This window comes from bacterium, assembly GCA_016702305.1.
Taxonomy (GTDB): Bacteria; Electryoneota; RPQS01; order RPQS01; family RPQS01; genus JABWCQ01.
The window spans coordinates 707,134-729,597 of sequence record JADJEH010000017.1 but is presented as its reverse complement, the minus strand read 5'-3'; the positions used below and the strand labels follow the sequence as shown (position 1 = coordinate 729,597).

Sequence of the window (22,464 nt, the reverse complement as noted above, 5' to 3'; positions counted from 1 at the left end):
GGTTCCGTCCACTGCCCCAACGCCACTTGCACACAAAACAAAACCGCGAACCCCAGCCGCTTCAGGATGGCCTGAAGTCAGGTAATATTCGCGATCTTGATTTGATGCCGTTCAACCGTTCCATAACTCCCGTCCGGTAGGTTGCGCCGTCGTGTGTTTTCAAGCTACGCTCCGTTTCTCGAATTGTCAATACGTTGCGACAAAGCATCATCGCCGGTTAGGAGTACATTTTTCAAACAGTTCAATTGAGTTCTCATTTTGCGCTAATTGCCCATACTTTTTTCGTGAGGCGAACTATGTAAATGGACAAGTTGCACTAGATTCAGCTGTGAACAAGGGCCCCGCCTGCACGGGCTCCTTGCCCGTGTCTTACCGACTACCTAATCAGCATCATCTTCTTAGCGTCCGTGAAGTTCGGTGTTTTGATTTGGTAGATGTAGACACCGGATGCCACCGTCAGTCCGGCCGCATTCTTGCCGTCCCAGAGGACGCGATACGCACCTGCTGCACGGACATCATCTACAAGCGTTACCACTTCCTGTCCGAGAATGTTGAACACTCTCAGTTCAGCATGAATCGCTTCGGGCAGATCAAAGCGGATTTCGGTGTTGGGATTGAACGGGTTGGGGTAATTCTGGTACAATGCGTAGGATGTCGGGATTGCCGAATTGGCGTCCTTCGTTGATACGCCACCTGATTCGAGCAATTCAGATAGGAAGAGCGTTCTGCGAACCAAATCGTAGGGGTCATCCACGGCGATCTGGCTGTTCTGCGGCTGCAGCGCTTGGCCGTTGTGGTGCTCATAATAAATTGCCATGGCATCCATCAACGCCAGAATTGAATCACGTGGTGATCCCGTGTTCCGCATCAGTTCTTCAAGACCTGCGATCGCTTCTACTGGATGGCCTTCTTGGGCAAGCGCCTGATAGCCTAACCGCTTCGCGAAATCCCTCTTCGAACGGTCTTTGCCGCGACTGCTGTAGTCCAACAGGAACTTGCTGGATGTGTTCGCCGGATCATGCCAGACTGCACCACGGGCAATTGCCCCAAGCGCTACGGGCTCGAATTCGGAGACGCGACCTTCCTTCACAAGCATCATGGCCAGCCTGCGCCGGTCAACTGCGGGAAGCTTCTTCAAAGCTCGCATTGCCGCCAGCTCCTGGTGATGGGCGGCAATTCGCTCAGCTTTTGCTTCTTGGCGGGCCTTTGTTATGTTTGTTTTAGTCGTGCCACCTTTGCTTACATCAAGTGCATTCTTGGAAGAAGATGACTTGGTATTTGGTGATTGTGCCGATAGAGAAAATGCTGACGCTTCATCATCAGATTCCGTTGACATCGTTCCCGCAACGGGGTCGTCTCCCACGATCAGCCATGAGTCTCCATCCATCGAGGACGTACCAGACATATCGCAACTCACAAAGTTCGTCAGCGACGAGTCTATCGTCCACTTACTTGTAGTTGTTGGCCACAAATTACTGTAAAAACCACTATCCTCGGGCGTCAACGGATACCAGGTATTCCATGTGACATCCCAAACGTCGTTGGTGTCACCTGATTGCAGATACCTACCACTTCCGAGCAACTCGAAGCTGTTTTCACCCTCTTCAAGGTCGACGTATGACGGATCAGCCGCGTAGATCAGCGATCCTGAACTATCGGAGAAGGTGTTGTGACCACCCACCAGATCATAGACTACACCGTAGGTGCGAAGCTCGGGCAATGTGTCACCATTGCTGGCAATTGTGGTGCATTCAATTCGGCAGTCGCCACCGCCAGAAGATGCACCAAAGACACCAACTTTCGCACCATTGATGATCTGGGAATTGCGAATAACTACATCAGTAGCTAGGGCATGGTAGATGCCAACGCCGTCATTACCATCAAGAACGCAGTCTTCAACGAGGAAACCATCTGCATTGATCAAAATCAAGCCGGCTCCAAAGCCGGAGTATTGGGTACTTCCACCCATATACGAAAGCGTACACGCTCTCATGTAGCTCGTCGAATCAGTTGCCCGCACCATCACGCCTTCGTCAAACCAGGAAAAAGAACACGAGTCCGCCTGTAACGTTGCTCGCCGCAATCCGTTTGTCGATCCTTGAGCATCCTGTGTCTGATTCACAAAGCCATTGCCATGCAATCTCGAATGCCTCATCTTCACAAAACCGCGTTCCGAATAGATGTTCTTGGTGCCTGTCGAATCTTCCCAATGAAGAGTAATGCGACTGTCCGGCTGGCCATAGACGTAGAGCTTGCCTTTGGCCTTGGTCGTATCGGTACCCCATACCTTGATGGCGCCCTTGTCGGCAAATTCCACCACCGGATTGCGGTATCCCGGATGCGGCAAAATCGTCAATACGCCGTCACCGCGAATGTTGATCACGCTGTCCACTCGGACAGGTGCATACATCACCACGCTGTCCGTGATCTCGTATTGCGACCAGACAAACCGCTGGCCAAGAATTTGGTCAAGGGAATCAAGATGCCAGGTCAGCTCGTCGGATGTCAGGCCGTCTACAGTGTCTGCCTCCTCTGCGCACAGGTCAAGTAGAAGGAGTCCAGCCTGGCCATTGATCTTCTGGTAAATGTCACCGCTTGCGCTGTCAATGAGTTCTTGATACATCATCGCGGCACTGTCCGCGTCTCCAAGCCCTTCAGAATAGGTCAAAGCCGCGCCGAGCTTTGAAGCATGGCGTAGCTGTTTTGATGCGGCAGTGTCCAAAATCGAACGCAAGTATGCAATTGTCTCAGCCGGGTTACCGCCGTTTTGGAAGCTGGCGCTCACCATTCTCGTTACCGCCGGTATCTTGATACAGCTGTCTTGCGAAGATTCGAGCGCGTTCTTGTATGATACGACAGCCTCTGTCAAGTTAAGCGCCAACTCATCCTGAACGCCCTCGTTTACGCACGGCACAATTGTCGGAATGCGTGGCGGCAAATAGCAGAAATCAGGCTCTGTGAAAAGTGCGGGCGTAACGTCCGGGAAGAGTGACACATTCATTGTATCGTTATCGGGCAATGGTCGCAGATGGCTTTGAATTGCCGCAGCACTCGTATCGCCTCCCCAATAGTTGTTGTGCCAGTCGGATGACTCCAGATGGTCATGAGCCACCCAGATTGGGTCTGCTGGATGCTCCGAATCACCCAAAACGTTATAACCGTCGCTTGCCCAGACAAAGAGTGGTCCGTCGAGATGCAATTCTGTAAGCGCATTGTCTGCAAATCGGTTTGCTCCGAACCGCGCAGTGCTCGTGTCAATATCGGCGATGATCAGCGATCCTGCTATCGCCTCAATCCCGTTGCCTTCATTACCCGTGACTTGACAGCACTTCATCCAAACATCAGATGCCAGAGAGCGGATGCCAGTGCCGCGCAGAGCGGTTTGGCTTCCTGTTACGTTTACTGCATTGAGGATCAAGTGTACTGCCGTGAACGGCATACAGCCCATTGTACTTTGAGTCGTCGAAATCACAGCCGTTGGCTCGCACAATGCTGCCTGATTGCGCGAAAAGCCCCCACACGTTCTTCTCGAACTCACAGTTGACCATCCGTACTTCGCGCCTGCCACTCGTGAAAAGTCCGCATGTATTTGCAATGACTTCACACGCCCACAGCGAATCAAGGCCATCACGTGCAGTGAGCTGAAGCCCTGTCACAGCATTTGAAATGGTAGTGTGAGACAACGACACTGAACTTCCCGTTGCCGACGGTTCAGATACAATTCCTTTCCACTTGAAATCCCCGCCTTTGGCGCATTTCATCACGATCTGCGTCGAGTCATTGCCAAGCACGCGGAGTGAATTGGCGGATGCCGATCCGCCCCGCATCTTGATCCCCTTCCCCGGCGCGAACAAAATCTCAAGCGAGTCCTTCCACTGATTCTCCCACTGCCCATTCCGTATGATCTGGAAACGTTGCGCCGCTGTGTCCGGCTCGATCGTTACCTGTGCGCCGTCAAGGATTATGTTGCGGTTGTAATAGGACGGGGCTGTCAGGTAGCTACCGTGTCTGAAAGGACAAGGTCGGTAGTGTCAGGGCGATAGAAGTGAATTAGTTCCGCTTCACCCGGTCCCAAAGTCACAACCATGCCCTTGACGCCGGCACTCATGTTAATTGGGTGGAAAGAGTAGTTTCTTAGTTGGCAATCATACACATAGGAAAGCTCGTCGTGCAGCGTCTTAACATTCAAGTAAACAGTTCTCGCTTCGTTCCCAAGGGCGCGACGATTTACAACTAAGAACCAATAGTCTTCGGAACTTTCTGGAACCCCAGGCTGCCTAAATCTCGACACTTGAATATATGTGCTGTCGGGGTCTTCTTCCGGGTATTCTGGTGGACCACTTGGGCCATATCCATAGAACGTCCAGATCGAATGTACAGTCAAGAGTGTGTCATCAGCAAAATAGATTGTGTCTCGTGGATTGCCAGTTGATCCATAGTTCTGCTCAAACGCCCGGCTCGCATACGTCTTTACAAAATCCAGAGCCTCAAGCGTAGGCGCGATTTCGTGAATTTCGTTGCAGACTTCTTTGGCGGCGAAGTACTGATCGGTACGCACGACACTTTTGTTACTGCAGAAGTTACCATCGTCTGGGTACTCAAGCAAAGCACCTGTCAAATCTTGTGGGATCGTGTCATTTGCTATTCCGAAGCCGGTACCATGGTACCACATTACTCCATCCGCGTCCATAGCTACGGAAAGCCACGCTGTCAATTTGTTCTCATTTGGCGTTGCAATTCGACGTTGCGGGTTAAACTGAAAGTCGTTATTATCGAAGTTCCGGTTGCCTTCACCACGGGGAGCCAAAACGGTCCAGACATTGGTTCCTCGGTCGTGCCCAAATTTGATTTGGCCGAGCACGCCTTGGCCTTGTTGGGCGGGGCTGGGTAGGTATGCCGTAGATTTCCTGAAGCGGAACCAAGCCAAGCATCGCGATGTCAAGCGCACACTGCAACGATACTTTGCCATTGAATGATCTCGTCTGAAATCCACAATCGGCCTCTTCGTATTCAAAGTAAGGAATGTCAGACGACGGATCCGTCCACATCAAATCCGGAACTAGCGCTATCGGATCCATAGAATCTTCAGGCATGTAATCAGAATGCGGCGAACACGTGCTATCACCGTGAAACGGATAAAACTCCATCGTTTCGGCTTCAAGATAGGCGCCCTGCCTGTCAAGTTCTTCGTAGAACTTGTCACGGAAGCCGTCACCCGTGTAGTTTGCTCCGCCGCCGTTGACGATGATACCTCTTCCTGTTTCGTCATTTACGATCTTGGCGACGCGGGCCATGACGCCATGCCATTCTTCTCCCCATTCATCAAAGTGCCATGTTCGCAGTTTCGATCCGGCGGCGGCTTGTGTTGAGCGGAACCGAGCGCCGATTTGCTCTTTGTAATATGCTAGCGAATCTAAACTGTCGCTGGGTTGTGCCTCAAGCATTTCGTGATAAGCGAGATCTGAGACGCCCATGTCATAAAGGCTGAAAGGTAGTACGCCCGTAGAAACGATGGCGAATCGGTATTCAAACAGTCCGGGGAAGTAACGATATCCTTCGTGCTTGAACAATCTGTCGCTGTGGCCGATGGAGTCAAGCGGCCCGGCAAGTTCTCCCGGCCATGCAGTGCTGCTTTCGCTGTAGAAGTCATGGGTATTCGGCACGATCCAGTACTTCTCGGTTCCAAAGAAAACGCCGCCGCCTTCGTCGAAATCGTGATTGCGAATCTCTGCGCTGCCAAACCGTCCCCACGCATTAGTGAGACTTCCGCCGTTCATCCAATCCGGTAGCCTGCAGAAGAACTCAATTCTGGCGATAACGGTATCCTGCGCAATGACGCTGTCCACTCTGCCGCGAATCGTGGCCACCAACGGCATCACTGAATCATCGAAACGCCGTTTCCACCCCCACCACTCACCGAAACCTTTTGCAGGGCGGAAAATTGCGCCTGGAACTAATGTGTCATACGTAAGAAGGTTGCCTATTTCTGTCGGAGAGATGTTTCGATTCTGGAGGGTGTCAGTATATTCTCCCCAGCTTCCGATCGTGTCATTGGGCGCGACGTAATCATCGGCAGGATCAGCAAGAACTACCGTGCGATGTTGTGCATCGAAGTATCGGTTCAGTCCGTTAGGCCGAAGGTCGTCCAAGACATCGAACTCGTAGTTCTGCAAGTTCAGCCAGGCGATTCTCGTTGAACTATCCACGGGATAGATGACATTCAGTGACGTGACACCGAGCTCTTCCAGCCAACGCAACGCCGAATCATTATTGGCGACATGCAACAGCCACATTGCTTGATTATAATCATTGCATTCTGCACTTGAATCATTGCCACAATATCCGAGATGCCCACAGGACAAGTTCTGCCGCCATGTACCGTAAACTGTTGACAGCGGATCGTGATAGGCGCCAACTTCGAAACCCGAAGCTGATCGAAAACAAATGAGACAGAGTAAGCCGAGAATTAGCACGAAGCGCTGCATAAGGTTCTCCTATTCAGTGTCTACTTTAAGACGACGAGTTTCTGGGTTTGTATCATAGTGCTGTTCTGTGCTTGTACAAGGTAAATTCCAGAGGTAAGCCCCGCAACATTATAGCTGAGTGTGGAAGTACCAATCGGCATGAAAAGATGATCTACTCTTTGGCCCAAAAGATTGTAAATATTCAAATCGCTTGAGTAATGTGGGGAAATTCCCGCGAATTCTAATCGGACATAGCCATTCGCCGGGTTTGGATAGATCGTCATGGAGAAATCACGGGCTAACGGCAAACCATCATTGGCATCAACATGCAAAGAGGTGTCACCGGAAAGAATTACGACTCGTCCGCGTCTTCCATCGAGAATTTCCCCTTCACATGCGACGGCAAGATCATCAATGCTGTCTCCATTGACGTCACCCAAGCCAATAGCACGCCAAATCGGAACATCATTGAAGGGAGGAACGCTTAAACCTGTGATTTCAATGACCGGATCAGGATTGAGCCAAAATCCGCCCAGCCAGAGCGATAATCGGCCAAAGCCGTTATCACAATTATGATTGACAACTACCAAATCTTCAAAACCATCACTATTGTAGTCACCAGATGTACTGATACTTTGAGCGGTATTGTTGCAATCCTGATAGTCAAGCTCAAATGTCGGAACTGATGAGATTTCTGATCCACCTAAATGGACATGAATGGTTCTGGGATCACGACTGACTGCCAAATCCTTCGCGCCGTCGCCATTAAGATCGGCAGATAGTGTTGCTGGAAAGGCAAAATTGCCTTCCCAGATCAGGTCTGGAATCGTATCCGGTTCGGCAGAACCAAAATAGAAATAGGTGTTTCCGCCGGTCCGTGCCACGTAGTCGTCAAAATGGTCCCCATTGAAATCGCCGAATACATCTGGCTGAGGATTTCCATTTCCTGATCCTATTGGTTCACCCTGATTAGTTAGATCTTCGCTTAATTCCCAGCTCGAGTTTCCAAAGTACACATGAGTGACGTCGGAATTATCACCGTGATAGAAGTAAATATCAGCGTATCCGTCACCGTTGTGATCTCCAATTCTTCCGACTCGATCCGTAGAAAAGTCAAAAGCAACGGATAGAGATGCTTCTGCAATCGTATCAGATTCTACTCCACCCTTGTAAAGCTCGAACATTACGCTGTCGAATTCATTGGAAGTATAGCCAATTACCCAGTCTTCAAAGCCGTCGCCGTCAAAATCGCCGATAGTACGAACATTTAGCATGTATAATTCGACTGGAAATAGTCGAGGGTGGAACAGCAAATATGGCACTTGCGATGGCGTCTCCCCACCGCGAAAGAATTCAACTCTATCTGTCTCCTCAAAAAAACCTCCAACAGACCACACCATCCAGTCCGTACAACCATCTTCATTTTGATCCCCAAGTGGATAGATTGCTGCGCCAAAGTGTGAATTTGCCGTTTCCCCATTCCGCACCCAAATCACTTCTTGGGCGATCGCACTCCCCCCCAAAAACAAAATCGCGAACCCTACCCGCTTCAAAAGATTGAATACAGATAGAATTCGCGTTGACATTTTCGTGGCCTCCAGGCTTAGTATTCCTGCCCGCTTCCCAAGACCTGATTGGAAAGTAGTGAATTGTCGGATGGAAGTCAACTTATCCATAATTAATTCCGTGTTTGAGGTAGGCAACTTGATGCATCGTTGCCGTCGCACTTGAATCCGCTTTAGTCTGATTCTACAGTTGCTTGCTGGCCGGTAGCGGACCCTCATCAATGTAGCTGTTTCCGAAATTCGACACAAGGCAGCCTCCGTTGATTATGCAAATAGTGACTTTGTTTCAAAGCAGCACGCATTGACAACTGTTTGTGTTCTATAGTGTTATATGTAAAAGAAAGAGCCCCCGCCTGGCTCTTCTTTCATCGGCAAAACGACCTACTATTCGTCCTTGTCGTCGTCCGACCGATCTTCGTCATTGCAGATCTTGTCAGCGATCTTACAAGCCGCATCGACAATTCTGCATCCAGTACGCGGTCCATTCATATTGTTGTTCTCCTAGTATGTGATTAGTGTCCACGTCGCGAGATCAAGAATCACACGATGTGGTAGTTGTTCTTCGTTTACGAACCGCTTCACGAGGTTGCAGACAACACTCGCGGCCATCAAAGGCGTGTAACAAATCGTTCGCGCAGTGCAAGGCTCTTGAAGAGCTTGATCATCGGGTACAAGCGAACTCGTGTATGCAACGCGATCAGATTTGATCGGCGGTCTTACAGTATGCACGACCATAGTCTCTAAGCCCATTCGTGCATCGATGTATAGTTGCACGTTCGGTTGTTCGCGAATAGACTTCCAAATTGTCTCTCGTGATTTCATCGAATCCACCGCGCTGATGACAACACCTGATAGCTGCCGACCGTCATACTGAGTGCAGATCGTGTTTGGCAGCAGTCCCGTTTGGCTCTCAACGAGTATTGAAAAAGCATCAGCCTTAAGCAGTCCTACATCAGACATCCCATAGGCCTGATTGCTGACATTGTGAATATCCACAACATCGGCATCGAAAGTGGTCAAATTGACCACTCCCATCTTGGCAAGATACAAACCCGTGACGCTCCCAATGGAACCCAGACCGATTAGCGTTACCTGCAAGTTCGCCAACTTCTCGGCATCGACAACATCTTGCTGTCGTAGAAATCTTGGATCTGTCATGTGGTCTCCTAGAATGGTTCGAGTTCATCAAGATCATCCCTGTGCAATCCAAGCCAGTCCATTTCTTCCATCAGGTCTTCATCCGTGAGAGTTCCTCTCTCGTTGGCAGACTTCAAGTCTCCGAGAACAGATTTCTCTCGTGAGTTCTTCAGTATACTGCGATACTGGGACTCCTTGACTTTCGACTTGAATTCGTCAAAGCATTCTTCTGCGAGACCGGGCACCAGTGGATAAACTACATCCCATGCGACATCTGCGAGATACAGGTGTGCCGGATGGTACTGATCCAAGCGCATGATCGAATCACGCCGCTTGTTCACGACCAGCGACAGCATCCATTCACCGTTGGCAAGACCTGTGATGCACTGTTCATCCTGCCCGGACCAAAACACGGACATGCTGCCATGCGAGTGTGCCCAACAGCGAAGTTTACGAGAGTCAATGCCCTTCGCTTCCATCTCAGATATCAATCTCGCAACATCGGCAATGTCCATGTCGGTTTCGTCTGATGTGCATTCCTGCTTCACCAGAAAGAAGTCAGTGACGATCAATGCCGTTGTGCGGCCTGTGTTGGCATCAACGACTTCGTCCACGAGCCCGAGACAGCTGACTTCACCCTTGGCAAAGTCTGTCCAGAGCCAAAGCTTCTGCAAAGCATTGGCATCGACCTGCACCTTGATTCCAGCATCAACCGGCTGTCGCTGTGTCCTCTGCAAGTTCTGCATCGGCATCCTCCTCTTCTTCGTCTTCGTCTTTCGGGCAATTAGGGCAGCAGTCTTCATCGTGATCATCGTATTGCTGGCAATGCTCACACCACCAGCAGGAATCGCAATTGTGAAATATCGTGGCCGTAGTCGTCACACCATGAACAATAAGGCTCGTCTTCTTCGAGTCATCTTGCCCAGTCAGGATCCCACTTCTCGATTTTCTGAAACGGATCGCTGCTGTTGTAGCAATGCAGGAAGTTGATGCACGAGCTGCAACAATCCATGCAAGTCAAGTTCACCTGCGAGTCGTGATACAAGATGCGAGATGTTTCCCCAGCAGATGTTATTCGGGTCATCTGTGACATGCGGATGAATGTATCCGTTCATTTCAGTGCCACCGGTGATCAACACTTTGCCTTTGTCTAAATCCACTTCAACCACGTATGGCTCGAAGTGATAACTTCCACCGTCGTGTTCAAGTGTGATCGGATACGTTTCCGCAAGCACAGACTTCTCGACAACGTTGATATGCGAATAACAACTGGGAACCAGTCGCATCATTTCCACGAATGTCCGCGTCGCCTTTGCTTTGATGAAGTCCGGTGCTCTACTGAACATGTTCAGAATCTCACGGTCACCTTCAATCTTGCGAGACAGTGTCATCACCTGCATACAAAGACGTTCCAATTCGTACTTGTCATCACGCAGCGAAACTGCGAGCTCATGCTTCCGTTCGGCTGCAACAGTTTGCATGGTGTCGATCAGCGATTCCCTTTGACGTTTTCTAAACGTCCGGCACATGCGCGGAAGATGTGCATCAAGGATGTTCGAAGTCACATCGACACGCGGCGCACCGTACAGTACAATCCAAGTCGGTGAAACCTTGCCGACAAGCACCGATTCCATCACAAGCGGGTCACCGAACAGGTCCAGACAGAACTGCGATGTAGCGTCGGCATTGAGATAAACCGCCACTCCGACTTCATGCCACTCGCGAAGATCTTCTTCGCTCGTGATCAAGGCTATCGGTGTATGCCACTTCTGTTCATAGAACCTGACCAAGGGTCTGATTTGTTGTTCTATCATTTGCGTTCCTCCGGAGGAAAGAGAGGGCCATGACCACGTGGATCACAGCCCTCTCTTAATAGGCAGGCAGCGAAGAATCCTGCCTACCAACCCCCGCCTTTCACTTGTGGCACCAACGTCAACACGGCGTTGTCGACCAGGATATCTGTATCGAAGCACGGGCTGCCGTTCAGGTGCCGGGTGTAACTTGAATCCTTCGGGAATCCGCATTCCGCGATGGCTTGTTCGACGGTCGTACCGTCGCTGACATTGATTTCTTTTGCTGATCTGCCGAGGCAGAGGACTTTGACTTTCATGGGAGACTCCTTTGGGGGTTGAAATGAAAAGAGCCCCGCACAATGCAGAGCTCTTGCTTCTGTAAATTCTTATGCCAGAATTGAAAGTTTCAATTATTCTATTTAAGTTCCAGTTCGTGAGCCCTAAATCCAACATCTGACCGAAGCGAATCTAGGATGACACCAAACAATCCCGCACCAAGTAAAGAAGTGGAAGCTTGTTTCCCCCAATCCGTTACATATTCCGATTTTGGCAGAACCTTAGCGAACAGCACAGGTGTTGTCAAAATGGCCACTCCGTTGCCAATCATCGCCGTAATGAGTGCAGTCAATCCAATATTGGGCAGCGCCGCCATTGTTGCTGAAATCATCGCCAAGCTGCGTCAGAACCTTAATACGGAGGCGACGATTGACTTCGTTGACGAGATTGGCTCAACGTCAAAGCAGTCGGGTCGGTTACAGTTCTTCTATCAGGGCAGAGTATTCTCTCATGAACTTTCTCGTGCAATAGTTTCAGTTGCTCCGCTCGCGTGGTTCAATATTCCCATTCAGATCGAGGGTGAATCTGGATCTGGAAAACGGACATTGGCTTGGTCAATTCATGGTAGTTCAGGTGCCTCCGGTCCATTTGTATCTATCGACTGCTCTGGCTGTTCAGCAGCAGAGCTTCAGAGTTCCTATTCTGAAGCAGCGAATGGAACACTCTATTTGGAGAATATAGACGCACTTGATGAAAAGATCCAGAAAGTACTAGTTCATTTGTTAGATGTAAACATCTATTCGAGTGTCGATACCAAATCAAGGGTGAGGACGATCACCGCATCAGAAATAGACCTTGCAAGCTTAGTTTCGACGGGGAAACTCTCGCAGGACTTACACCAAAGACTTCGAGCAGGGTATGTTAAGCTTCCACCGCTCCGGCAGCAGCCAGAAGCAGTCTTACCAATGTTCAAATGGTTCTATGAGAATGTTCAAGGAGCCCGAAGGTCAGATCTGTTTGACAAGTTATTCGCAATGATATTCAGAAAGAGGGCCAGAGAACCCCGCTATTCTGAGGACTTGGAGCAGGAGCTGGTGGCGCATCAATGGCCCGGCAACTACCGCGAACTTCGTGGTTGTGCTTACGGTTCCTTTGTGGATTCACGATTACGAGGCTTAGAGCTCTCAGCCAGAGTGGTCAAAAAAGTATATCAATTCGGACCGTGCTGAACTTCCAACAGCAGTTGTTTCAATCAAATCAACGACCTCCACGGAGGAGATGGCCATTCAAGCAAGGACGTTAGAGGTATTGACTGCTTTAAGGCAAGGTGAGAAAAAGTATAGTGAATCACTTGGTGCGTACTTTCGGAGAACTGGGTTGCGAGGTCCAATAAGGATTTCAGTAGGAAGAAGAATCGTGTTGGCATATGCCAAGTTCACAAGTAATGAACTTCGCCTAATTAGAAAGCTCGGATATGTGGAAGGAAAGCCAACAGACAGGGCGAGCCTCGAATCATCAAACGTTAACATGAACAACTACACCACTTTTCTTAATGAGTTAGACTTGAAGGCAACGACTGTCCGAGATCCCATTAAAGTGGATGAGCTTTCCCATAATGAACAGCTTTGGTTTAAGAAGTTGAAACGAAAACAAGTCCTATAGACTGTTAGTAAACTGCCTCCCGCCTTAATGTGCTCAGTACTCCTGGGCACTTTTTTTTGCTTGTTTTTCAATGACTTACTTGAAGTACTTGTTAGGCTGAAACAGCCTAAACAGTAATAAATGACTTCCCGCCCATAAGTCCTCATATTAGCGGCGTCTGACAGACACATAGGCGCTGCAGCGCCGCACGTATTCAAAAGGGCAGCACGACCGTGTTACACCGAAGACTTGACCAATCCAGATTTGAAGTTGAGACCAGAGGAACTACGCTTGAAATAACGATGACAGACTTTCTGTCTATGGATTCAGGAGTACCGACCGACGAGACAAGTGAACATAACTACTGGATCGACCGTGCGGAGTACAAGCTCACGCAAACCGACGACACATCGACGGACCCGACTGAAGCCTTGGATGAACTCGATGACTTTGACCGATTGGGAGCGATTGCGGAAGACCAGAGCCGAACCGATGAAATCTCCGGCGACCAACTTAACAAAGTTATCGCACGGCGGATGGAATTTCTGGCCGATGCAGTCGCGACGCTGACCGATAAGCAGGCTGTGGCGCTGTGGATCTGGTCGATCCAGTGGACTGAGACTGCGGCAGCCGAATACCTTGGAATTAGCCAACCAACCTACCGCGAGACTATTTATGGCAAGAACGGCGTGGGCGGCGTATTACACAAGATTTCCAAGTACTTAGCAAAACACCCTATAGCCTAGCTAAAGCTGTAGGGATGCAGTTCGTTCTTTGACATACGATAGCCCGTCTGGGGCGGAATCCCGGACTGCCACAAACAATTCGCCAATAGCGCATACCCTACAACTATTGGCCGGTGGTCAACCGATTTGACCGCAAAGCAGGAGAGTTTTCCGATGGAAAACCAGAATGTACTGCCGATCCGCAAGGCGGCAGAGGAGATCGGTATTCCCGATCTCGAAACCTTGCGCAAAGCAGCCAAGAAGTTTGGCGCTTTGATTATCGTGGCCGGTCTCGAGTACGTTGATCGTGCTCGCTTTGAAGACGGCGTCAAGAACGAAGTTCAGGCCAAGGCTGAACAGGCTGAGCGTCGTGCAAAGACGAAAGGCACGATAGGCCGCAGTATTGGCCTCCTTCGTGCCCGCATCGAGCGCGCCCCTGGCCTGATCGCCGCGAAGGAAGGCATAATCAGCGCCGTCCGTAAGCAGGTCGATGAGGCGGAAAATGCTTACGAAAAGAAGCGCGCCAAGAAGACGCTGAAGGACCTCGAGAACGGCCTGAAGAAGCAGAAGGCCAATCTCGAAAAGGACCAAGCTGATCTCGACAAGATCCTCAACGAAGAAGACGAGGACTAGTCTTTCTCAGCTGAAGCCCCAGACACCGATCAGCACCGCAACATGATTGACGACATGGTCGGTGTCTGGGGCTGACAATTAGTGACAGCCAAACCCGGCGTCGCCGCGTGCGCAAACTGTGGACGACTAACAGAGGCGGCGCCGGGGGTGCTCTGAGATAAAAATGGTCCTTTTTGCACCACTAATCCCCAAAGGAGATCCCCATGGGATGTAACATTCACCTTTCTGCCGAAAAGAAGAACCTGACCAACGGGAAATGGGAATTCGTTAGCGGTCTCCCCGAGTATCGCAACTACTCCCTCTTCGCGATTCTCGCTGACGTTCACAACCACTACGGATTTGCTGGCGTGGACCATGGCGATCCGTATAACGTCATTGCACCACCGCGGGGTCTTCCACCAGATGTGTCCCGATTTGTCCAGCGTGAGTTCGGGTCGGACCACATGAATTTCCACACCCCAAGCTGGCTCACCCTCGAGGAGTTGTTGAGTTTTGACTGGACCCAGACTGTTGAATGTCGCCGTAGGCTGTCACCCGGAATTGTACTTCGAGTGGGAAAAGACTCATTTTGAGGGACACCCTTTGTCGAGCCTGATCGGACGCGATTCACATGCATGCATTACGATGGAAGAGATGAAGACTATCGCGTGTGAGTATCATCAGATACCTGAAGAGCGCGTGGAGGATAGGGAGGCGTTCTTAAAGAAACACGAAGGCACGGTGATTCTGGTAAAGTGGACAGAAACATACGAGCAGTCAACATGCGAATCCCGGAGCGCAATAATAGAGGCGCTATCGAGTATTGCAGGAGGCACCGTGCACGCGCAGGATGTGCGAATGGTGTTCTGGTTTGACAATTGAGGAGAGCAGTGGCCAGAGCCGAACTTGACACTTCGGCGAGATCATCACGGGCAATCACAACTTCAAAGGTGTAAGCCCCAGCTCCGTGACGAAGAATTACACCATGCGAAGGCTCGGCTGATTTTTGTCAGAATCCACCAGCAAAGCGGCATTGACATACTGCCCTGCTGGTTAACAATCGTTTTAGAACGCATCAATTCTATCTGGAGAAAAATTATGGGCTATCACGTTTTTGCTCTGCGCAAAGCAGAGTACACAACTGACGAAACTAATGACACCGTGCCCTTCTGGCCGACTGATTCAGGACATTATTCCGAAGGCTTAGCAGATGGGCGCTATCGCAGTTCGCTTGGCCGGGAGGAGTTACTGCTTTGCGCTGTCATACAGCGAGGCAAGTGAGTTCTATGACATCCTTTGCCAATCGGTATTCAACATGACATTCGTCCAAGTGATGAATGACCCACAATTAAGTGACCTCTCTCCTTTATACCCTCTCTTGAATCACGGTATCACGGACGGGTTCGGTCCGCAACACTGCAAACGCCTTATGCAGGAGATGCGTGAATTGCGTAAAGCAGTGTTCAACTCCGACCCGATTCAGGCATTAGCCGACGACGAACTCCTATGGTTCTTCAATATGTATCACAGGTACCTGAAGGCCTTTGAATTTGGGAGTGACGACGGCACGGTCAGCATATGTGGTTAACCGTAACTGATTCGTGAGCCGCGTACATCGCGTATGAGCGGAGTATTGAGTCGTGAATCTTGACCACTTTGCCGACTATAGCGGAACACTTTAGGGCATAAGAATCAGTAGCAGAATCACCCAGTCCGAGGACACACAAAGCAACTAAACAAGCTCCTCGCAACATCACGCGTGACATCACGCCGACAATCCCGAGGAGGAACAGAACGACCATGGCAAGCTTACGACAAAAGAAATACAAGTCGGGGAACTACGTCTGGGTCATCGATTACCGGCTTGACGGCAGGCCAAGACGTATTCGCTCGGCAGACGGATCGGCAATGACGGCCCAACGGCTCTACCATGAGTTCTGCGCAAAGCTGCTTGATGTTGAGCCCGGTCAAACCCCGGACAAACCGATTGATGTTAAGGCGAAGAACGTCGTCGAAGCCCGCGAGCACAAGGCGAAGCTGAATGAGTTTTCAAAACTTCGGATTCCTGACCTTGAGCGTGAGTACATGGCCTTCAGCCGCGCGAACAAGACTGAGAATACATGCGAGATCATTCAGCAGGGATTCTGGAAGTTTCGGGAGTATGCCGATGACATTCCGCTGGAAGATGTGAACTTTCAGATCGCGGAAGGATACAAGATGTGGTTGTTGAAGCGGTTGAACCCAACAACCACGAACATGTACCACCGTGCTGTGAAGGCCGGGTTCGAATTTGCCGTGAAGCTCGAATGGTTGGTGAAGAACCCCTTCCGGGGAGTAAAGCCGGTGCGAATACCGGAACCAGACTATGCGGTTTACTTGAACGAAGAGGAAGTAGCGCAGCTGTTGTCCATGATTGCCAACGACGAGTTCCGCAGGTTGATTCGCTTCTTTCTGCTGACCGGGTGTCGGAGAACGGAAGTTGCCCTGATCGATTGGCGTGACATTGACCTGGAGATGCGGACGATCATTCTTCGGGCAAGCAACACGAAGACCAAGCGCAATCGCGTTTTGGAGATCGGTGACAAGCTCTATGACCTTCTTCAGGAGCAGGGACCCAAGAAGTCCGGACGACTGTTCCCGAAGTGGACGGCCAACTCGATTACTGTGATCTTCAAGAAGTATGTCAACCTGTGTGACTTTGGCCGGAAAATCACCGTTCACTCGTTGCGCCACACAGCTACGGTGTACTTCCTTAAGGCCGGGATCGACATGTTCACGGTTTCAAGAATTCTGGGCCATACATCCGTCCGGACAACCGAAACAGTGTATGCCCACATACCCACCGGACGTAAGCGGGAAGCCATGGACAAGCTCCCATTTTGACAATTTTGAGTACGAAAAAACGACTCCGTGACGGAGCGCCGTCCGTCAAGCCGTTTTCACAAAGTCACAAGAGCCCCAACATCGGGGCTCTTTTCTTTATCACTTACAGCGGAGATTCTGGATCACAAGTATGTTTGGCAGCGCTTTGTTGTCGATCTCTAATGCTTGAAACATCTCACCTTACATCCGGAGACATCCAAAAGACAAAGCCCCTGACATTCACATGTCAAGGGCTAAGTCATCTGCGGAGAGAGGGGGATTCGAACCCCCGATACGGTTTCCCGTATGCACGCCTTCCAAGCGTGTGCCTTCAACCACTCGGCCACCTCTCCAAACGAAAGCGGACGCTGCACGATCAGTTCATGCGCTTGCCCGCAAACAAACTATCAACGACAATCGCCAGCCCAATCCCGACGAAGTTCGCCGCCAAATCCCACGAATCAAAAACACCGTCGAGATATTTCAATTTCTGCGCGATCTCCGTTAGCGAGACGCCGACCGCCACCACCGTGGCAGCGATCCCTATTCGTTCCAATGCGCGGACTCGAGATAGCATCACCAAGAAATACGCAGCAAACGAGAACGCGATATTTGAACCGTAACTGTGAACAAGAATCTCGCCCGGCCCACGATAGCGACTACCCAGCGAGAGCAGCAGCGCCCCGAGCACCGCACCCGCAATTCGCCACACCCGCGTCCGTTCAAGGGCTCCATCTTCCGGCAAGATGCCCGGTGAAACGGCGCAGTACACTATTTTTTCTTGCGCGCCCACATCTTCTCGATATAGGGAACTGCGGGCGGCGTCTTGCAGCTGGTTTCACCATGTTCAACGTGCACCTTGCCGATCCGGCCCGCCGCGGCGATCGCCAACTTGCGCAATTTCTCGTTGCGAGCGCCGATTGAGATGAGCGTCATGTTCATCGCATGCCGCGTGAAATTCGGAGCTCGGTGAATCTCTTTCTCTAGCTGCTTCAGCTTATCTTCAAAATACGCATCGGGCAGTTTGCACTCCGCATTTAGCGCCAGTCGGCCGACCAGCGACCAACCTGTACGGCCAATCCATTCGTCTTTCGACTTGATCCAGCTCTCCGCTTTGGCCTGTGCAAAGCCGGTCTTGCCAATCAGATTGCCGAACAGATCGCAAAAACTGTAGCACTTCAAGCCTTTGGACCAGCGATCAATCTGTGCCGACGTGAACTGCGCGGGATCCGCCACCAGCGTCGCCAGATGCTGCGCGTCGCCATTGCCCGTTTCCCACAACTGCTCCGCGAGCGCGTGATCAACTTTGATCTGCTTCTGCAGTGCGTACAAATTGGCAAAGCTCACACCGAAGAGTGGTTCAACCATGCCGTGCCGCTTGTAAATCTTCACAGCCTGCGCGGTCCCCAGCCTTTCCATTTCGGCCATCAGCGTTGCGAGCGTCCATGTCTGCGCAGCTTTGTTGGCGGCGCTCGGTTTACTCGGGGTTTTCGCCGTAGCTTTCGCGACTGTCGTCTTCGCGGCCCTCTTTGCGGGCGCCGAGCGTTCACTTGGCGGCAATTTTGCCGCGGCTTTCAGCAACGCGCTGAAGGGCCGCGGCTTAATTTCATCAACACTTGCGACCTTGATATGCCGCATGCCTTTGCCCGCGCCTTCAAGCAACTCGCTCTCAAGTTCGGCGCCGCGCGGGAACCCCAAGTTGATCCGTTTGGCGACGCCCATCAGGTATGCGACGTCTGCGTCATCCACCGCGTACCACGGGTAGCCCCACTTGATCGTCACTTTCGCCTTCGGCAGCGTTTTGACGATGAGCGCGTCCAGTGCTTCGGCAATATCGCGTTGCTTTTTCGGCAGCGACTTGAGATAGCCCGCAAGCGATTTGTCGTTGCCGCGCAGCTTGATACTGCTTGTCGCCATTGTTAGGCCGCAGTGCTGTCGCTTTGCATCATCCCGAATATATTGCCGTCAGGATCGGTGCCGTACGCCAGCCAGCCCACGCCGGGAATCGGCATCTTGGGCACAACAATCGTTCCGCCCGCGGCCACAACTTTGTCAAGATGCACGTCAAGATTTTCAACGTCCATCGTGCACACCCAGTTCTTCAGTCCGTTCGACGGCATCAATCCGCCGTCAATCCCCGGCCCCACGCCGGTCATTGCCAGCCAGTACTCGTGCCCCCCAAATTGCTGAAATTTCCAACCGAATAGATCTCCATAGAACTTCTGCGCCCTGGCTACATCTTGTGATTGCAGCTCAAAGTGAATCGGTCGCGCCATACTGTTCTCCCCTTATGAGAATTGCGCCGCTATATTTTGCCCGGTAACCCGAGCGCTCGTCTCAGCATGCCCAACTGTCCGGCGTGGTAGGCCTCATGCTGCAAGAAGAACTGCACGCGTCGGCCGTACGACTGCATGCTCCCGTCCTTGCGCTGCGGCCACAGATCGTCCCAGTCAATATCGAAATTCTCGATGCCCGCTTTCAGAATCGCGTGCGTATGCTCTTCGTCGGACTTGAGCTTCTCAAGCGTGAACAGCTTCGTCTTGTCAATCTTGCTCCACGACTCATCGTAGATCGCGATCTGCGCGTCCTTCCACGGGAACGCGACGTCAAGAATCTTCGCGATGTGCGAGCGATAGGCGACAATGTGCCCCAGCACGTAGTTGACGGGATTGCCCGACGGCTTTGGTTCTTGCAGCGCCTGCGCTTCGCTGACGCCTTCGAGATTCGTGATCACGCAAAAATGCGTGAAACCTAATTGCGCTTGCAGGTCAGCAGTGGTCATGGCGTGAAGATACCCTTTGGATCAGCATACCCCCGCCGACGAATCCCGCGCCGGCGATGATCGTTCCGGCCAGCAGGAGCGGCCAGGCGATCGTGCCGTCTCGCGCATCCAACGAATATGCGTACGCCGCGGCGGCTGCCGTCAGCGCGAAGTGCAGCCAGTAATTGTGAACGCCGCGCATCACGATCTCCTGATGTGTGCTCCTTAATGGCGACTCTGCCCCGGCCACGATGGTGACCGGGGCAGAGTCTAAGCGGAGAGAGAGGGATTCGAACCCCCGGTACCGACAAGCGGTACAACGGCTTTCGAGGCCGCCGCATTCGACCACTCTGCCATCTCTCCAACGGTCGTCCGTCGCGGTGATCGCGCGCACAGACCCCCCTAACATAGCCACATTTCCCCCGAGAATCAAGTACCCCGTCCCCGAATAGTCCTGCCCCGCGGCTATTCGCTTTGCAAGAGCTTCGAGACCTCGTTACCGAAGGCTTTCCCGAAAATCTTGAATGTGCGCATCAGTTCGTTCATGTCGGGAAAGTCCGCCCCGTCAAGACTCGCCGCGCTGAAGCGTTCGCCGTCAATCTCGCCGGTCCGCGCCGCGACAATCTGCGCCTGCACGAGCTGCACGTCGTTCTGCACGGCCCGCATCGCGTGCGGAATCACATAGTCCCCGCGCACAGCGCGAAAATCCGAAAACTCCATGCGCACGGGCTTCTTGTCGTAACTGCTTTCCGACTGCACGAGCACGTAATGCTGTTTGTCGTACCAGCTCTTCATCGTCACCGCCGATCCGTCCGATTCGCGGAGCGGCGTTTCGATTCGCCAACAGGCGTGACCGCCGATGGTCTCTTCACCCGCAACGACGGAACCCGCCGCCGGAGCTTCCCAGTAGAGATAGCCGCGAACGCGATCGTCCACGTCACTGCGCGGTACTTTGAGCTTCATGCCGAGCAGCTGTGCCCACGTCTGCTGTCCGTCGTACAGCACGACGAACGGAAAGCCTTCCGTTTGCCCGGGATTGCGCACCGTCGCATCGGCCCGCCACTGTGCACCGCGCATGGTGTAGGTCGCCGCGACTTCCACCGCGTCATGCCCCGGCTGTGTGATCAGACCGGTCAAGTCCAGCGTCAGTCCGCCCATTTCGGTCAGATGCCGCTCATGATGTGCGCGCGCATCACGCAAAAACTCTTCAATGTCATACGCCTGCGCCGCACTCGCCACGAGCAACGCGCAGAACCACATCCAAACCCTCATGTCCCCTCCTGCTTAAACCGGCACACAGCGAAATCCATCACGCGGCGGCACCCGCCGCAGGTGCCCCGAAGGTCTGCCTACCCCACCCTCACCACACAATAGTCCTTCTTCCCCTTGCGCAGCACCAGCAACTCGCCATCAATCGCTTGATTGGTATTCACGATTTGCGCCGCATCAGCAATACGCACGTTGTTGATATACACGCCGCCCGCTTCGATCATGCGCCGCGCTTCGCCTTTGGATTTGAACAACCCCGCCTCGACCAGCAAATCCACGACGTTCTTGCCCGCAGACACTTCACTTTTCGCCAGTGCATGCGACGGCACATCGGCGAAGATGCCCAGCACGTCGTTTGCGGACAGTCCGTCCAATTCACCACCAAACAGTACCTTCGCCGCGCGCTCCGCGCTCAACACGCCGGCATCTCCATGCACCAGCCGCGTGACTTCGCGCGCCAATTCCGTCTGCGCTTCGCGTTTCTCCGGCGCTGCGGCCTTCGCGGCGAGCAGCTCTTCGATGCGGTCACGCGACAGGAACGTGAACGTTTTCAAATAGCGCTCGACGTCACGGTCGTCGCTGTTGTACCAATATTGGTAGAATTGATACGGCGAAGTCAACTCCGCATCAAGCCAGATGTTCCCCGCTTCGGTCTTGCCAAACTTCTGTCCGCTCGCCGTCGTGAGCAGCGGAAAGACCATCGCGTGCGCCTTGCCCTGCCGTTTGCGGCGTATCAGGTCCGTGCCCGCGGTGATATTGCCCCATTGATCACTGCCGCCGATTTGCAGCGTACAGCCGAAGCGGTCGTAAAGCTCCAGGTAGTCGTACGCCTGCATCAGACTGTACGTGAATTCGGTGTACGAAATACCGTCTTCACTTTCGAGCCTGCGCCGCACCGACTCCTTTTGCATCATCACGTTGACGGAGAAGTTCTTGCCGATCTCGCGCAGAAACTCGACCATTGTCACCGTGTTCAACCATGTGCCGTTGTCAATCAGCCGGGCCGGATTCCCTTTGGCCTCAAAGTCAAGAAAGTGCCGAAGCTGTTTCTCCATCCCGGCCATGTTCTCGGCGATCTGGTCCGTCGTCTGCAAATTGCGCTCGGCCGATTTGCCCGACGGATCACCGATCATCCCCGTGCCGCCGCCCGCCAACGCAATCGGCGCATGCCCGAATTCCTGACAGCGGCGCAGTTGCAGAAGCGGTACCAGACTCCCCACGTGCAGCGACTTGGCCGTCGGATCGAATCCCGAGTAAACCGTCAGCGGCGACTTCAGCGCATCGGCCGTTTCACCGGTGGCGTCAAAGATTAACCCGCGCCATTGAAAGTCTTCGTATAGCGTCATCGCCGTGTGCCCG

The 22,464-nt window shown here is 52.3% G+C and carries 21 protein-coding genes and 2 tRNA genes; 6 read left to right on the top strand and 17 right to left on the bottom strand.

Features of this window, described 5'->3' with window-relative positions; genetic code table 11:
• Positions 1-376 precede the first annotated feature (376 nt).
• From IPH10_14475 to IPH10_14440, 8 genes are all read right to left on the bottom strand, one after another.
• Positions 377-3,472, bottom strand: a complete 3,096-nt coding sequence (locus IPH10_14475; protein MBK6912110.1) for a T9SS type A sorting domain-containing protein — start codon at positions 3,470-3,472, stop codon at positions 377-379.
• 519 nt (positions 3,473-3,991) lie between these two features.
• Positions 3,992-4,807, bottom strand: a complete 816-nt coding sequence (locus tag IPH10_14470; protein ID MBK6912109.1) for a hypothetical protein — start codon at positions 4,805-4,807, stop codon at positions 3,992-3,994.
• Positions 4,791-6,485 (bottom strand): hypothetical protein, encoded by a 1,695-nt coding sequence (locus IPH10_14465; GenBank protein MBK6912108.1) that lies wholly within the window; start codon positions 6,483-6,485, stop codon positions 4,791-4,793. Before IPH10_14465 ends, IPH10_14470 begins: the two co-directional genes overlap by 17 nt.
• A gap of 20 nt (positions 6,486-6,505) precedes the next feature.
• Positions 6,506-8,140 carry a T9SS type A sorting domain-containing protein gene (locus IPH10_14460; protein ID MBK6912107.1) on the bottom strand — a complete coding sequence of 545 codons (1,635 nt, stop codon included), beginning with the start codon at positions 8,138-8,140 and terminating at the stop codon, positions 6,506-6,508.
• Between the two features lie 390 nt (positions 8,141-8,530).
• Positions 8,531-9,187 (bottom strand): ThiF family adenylyltransferase, encoded by a 657-nt coding sequence (locus tag IPH10_14455; GenBank protein ID MBK6912106.1) that lies wholly within the window; start codon positions 9,185-9,187, stop codon positions 8,531-8,533.
• A gap of 8 nt (positions 9,188-9,195) precedes the next feature.
• On the bottom strand, positions 9,196-9,999 hold the full coding sequence (locus tag IPH10_14450) for a hypothetical protein (GenBank protein ID MBK6912105.1): 804 nt from the start codon (positions 9,997-9,999) through the stop codon (positions 9,196-9,198).
• 93 nt (positions 10,000-10,092) lie between these two features.
• Positions 10,093-10,980, bottom strand: coding sequence for a hypothetical protein (locus IPH10_14445; protein MBK6912104.1), 888 nt, complete (start codon positions 10,978-10,980; stop codon positions 10,093-10,095).
• 83 nt (positions 10,981-11,063) lie between these two features.
• Positions 11,064-11,276, bottom strand: coding sequence for a hypothetical protein (locus IPH10_14440; GenBank protein MBK6912103.1), 213 nt, complete (start codon positions 11,274-11,276; stop codon positions 11,064-11,066).
• A gap of 267 nt (positions 11,277-11,543) precedes the next feature.
• Here IPH10_14440 and IPH10_14435 point away from each other — a divergent pair, with 267 nt between their 5' ends.
• From IPH10_14435 to IPH10_14410, 6 genes are all read left to right on the top strand, one after another.
• A complete protein-coding gene (locus IPH10_14435) occupies positions 11,544-12,464 on the top strand; it encodes a sigma 54-interacting transcriptional regulator (GenBank protein ID MBK6912102.1) in 921 nt (306 codons plus the stop codon).
• Positions 12,465-13,178: 714 nt separating this feature from the next.
• Complete coding sequence (locus tag IPH10_14430; protein MBK6912101.1) at positions 13,179-13,622, top strand: hypothetical protein; 444 nt, start codon at positions 13,179-13,181, stop codon at positions 13,620-13,622.
• A gap of 153 nt (positions 13,623-13,775) precedes the next feature.
• Entirely contained in the window at positions 13,776-14,234 is a 459-nt protein-coding gene (locus tag IPH10_14425; protein ID MBK6912100.1) for a hypothetical protein, read from the top strand.
• 492 nt (positions 14,235-14,726) lie between these two features.
• Positions 14,727-15,095, top strand: a complete 369-nt coding sequence (locus tag IPH10_14420) for a hypothetical protein (GenBank protein MBK6912099.1) — start codon at positions 14,727-14,729, stop codon at positions 15,093-15,095.
• A gap of 328 nt (positions 15,096-15,423) precedes the next feature.
• Positions 15,424-15,801 carry a hypothetical protein gene (locus IPH10_14415; GenBank protein ID MBK6912098.1) on the top strand — a complete coding sequence of 126 codons (378 nt, stop codon included), beginning with the start codon at positions 15,424-15,426 and terminating at the stop codon, positions 15,799-15,801.
• A 212-nt stretch (positions 15,802-16,013) separates the two neighbouring features.
• Positions 16,014-17,096 (top strand): tyrosine-type recombinase/integrase, encoded by a 1,083-nt coding sequence (locus IPH10_14410; GenBank protein MBK6912097.1) that lies wholly within the window; start codon positions 16,014-16,016, stop codon positions 17,094-17,096.
• A 245-nt stretch (positions 17,097-17,341) separates the two neighbouring features.
• Here IPH10_14410 and IPH10_14405 read toward each other — a convergent pair.
• The 9 genes from IPH10_14405 to IPH10_14365 form a co-directional block, all read right to left on the bottom strand.
• Positions 17,342-17,428: transfer RNA gene (locus tag IPH10_14405), tRNA-Ser, on the bottom strand.
• A gap of 23 nt (positions 17,429-17,451) precedes the next feature.
• Positions 17,452-17,847, bottom strand: a complete 396-nt coding sequence (locus IPH10_14400) for a hypothetical protein (protein ID MBK6912096.1) — start codon at positions 17,845-17,847, stop codon at positions 17,452-17,454.
• The gene (locus tag IPH10_14395; GenBank protein ID MBK6912095.1) at positions 17,847-18,992 is read right to left on the bottom strand and encodes a DNA alkylation repair protein; all 1,146 of its coding nucleotides are present in this window, start codon (positions 18,990-18,992) and stop codon (positions 17,847-17,849) included. The genes IPH10_14400 and IPH10_14395 overlap by 1 nt, the downstream gene beginning before the upstream one ends.
• A 2-nt stretch (positions 18,993-18,994) precedes the next feature.
• Positions 18,995-19,351 carry a VOC family protein gene (locus IPH10_14390; GenBank protein MBK6912094.1) on the bottom strand — a complete coding sequence of 119 codons (357 nt, stop codon included), beginning with the start codon at positions 19,349-19,351 and terminating at the stop codon, positions 18,995-18,997.
• Positions 19,352-19,380: 29 nt separating this feature from the next.
• The gene (locus IPH10_14385) at positions 19,381-19,857 is read right to left on the bottom strand and encodes a DinB family protein (protein ID MBK6912093.1); all 477 of its coding nucleotides are present in this window, start codon (positions 19,855-19,857) and stop codon (positions 19,381-19,383) included.
• A complete protein-coding gene (locus tag IPH10_14380; GenBank protein MBK6912092.1) occupies positions 19,844-20,038 on the bottom strand; it encodes a hypothetical protein in 195 nt (64 codons plus the stop codon). The genes IPH10_14385 and IPH10_14380 overlap by 14 nt, the downstream gene beginning before the upstream one ends.
• A gap of 73 nt (positions 20,039-20,111) precedes the next feature.
• Positions 20,112-20,199, bottom strand: a tRNA-Ser gene (locus IPH10_14375).
• Between the two features lie 102 nt (positions 20,200-20,301).
• The gene (locus IPH10_14370; GenBank protein MBK6912091.1) at positions 20,302-21,108 is read right to left on the bottom strand and encodes a hypothetical protein; all 807 of its coding nucleotides are present in this window, start codon (positions 21,106-21,108) and stop codon (positions 20,302-20,304) included.
• 77 nt (positions 21,109-21,185) lie between these two features.
• Positions 21,186-22,451 (bottom strand): tyrosine--tRNA ligase, encoded by a 1,266-nt coding sequence (locus IPH10_14365; GenBank protein MBK6912090.1) that lies wholly within the window; start codon positions 22,449-22,451, stop codon positions 21,186-21,188.
• Between the last annotated feature and the right edge of the window lie 13 nt (positions 22,452-22,464).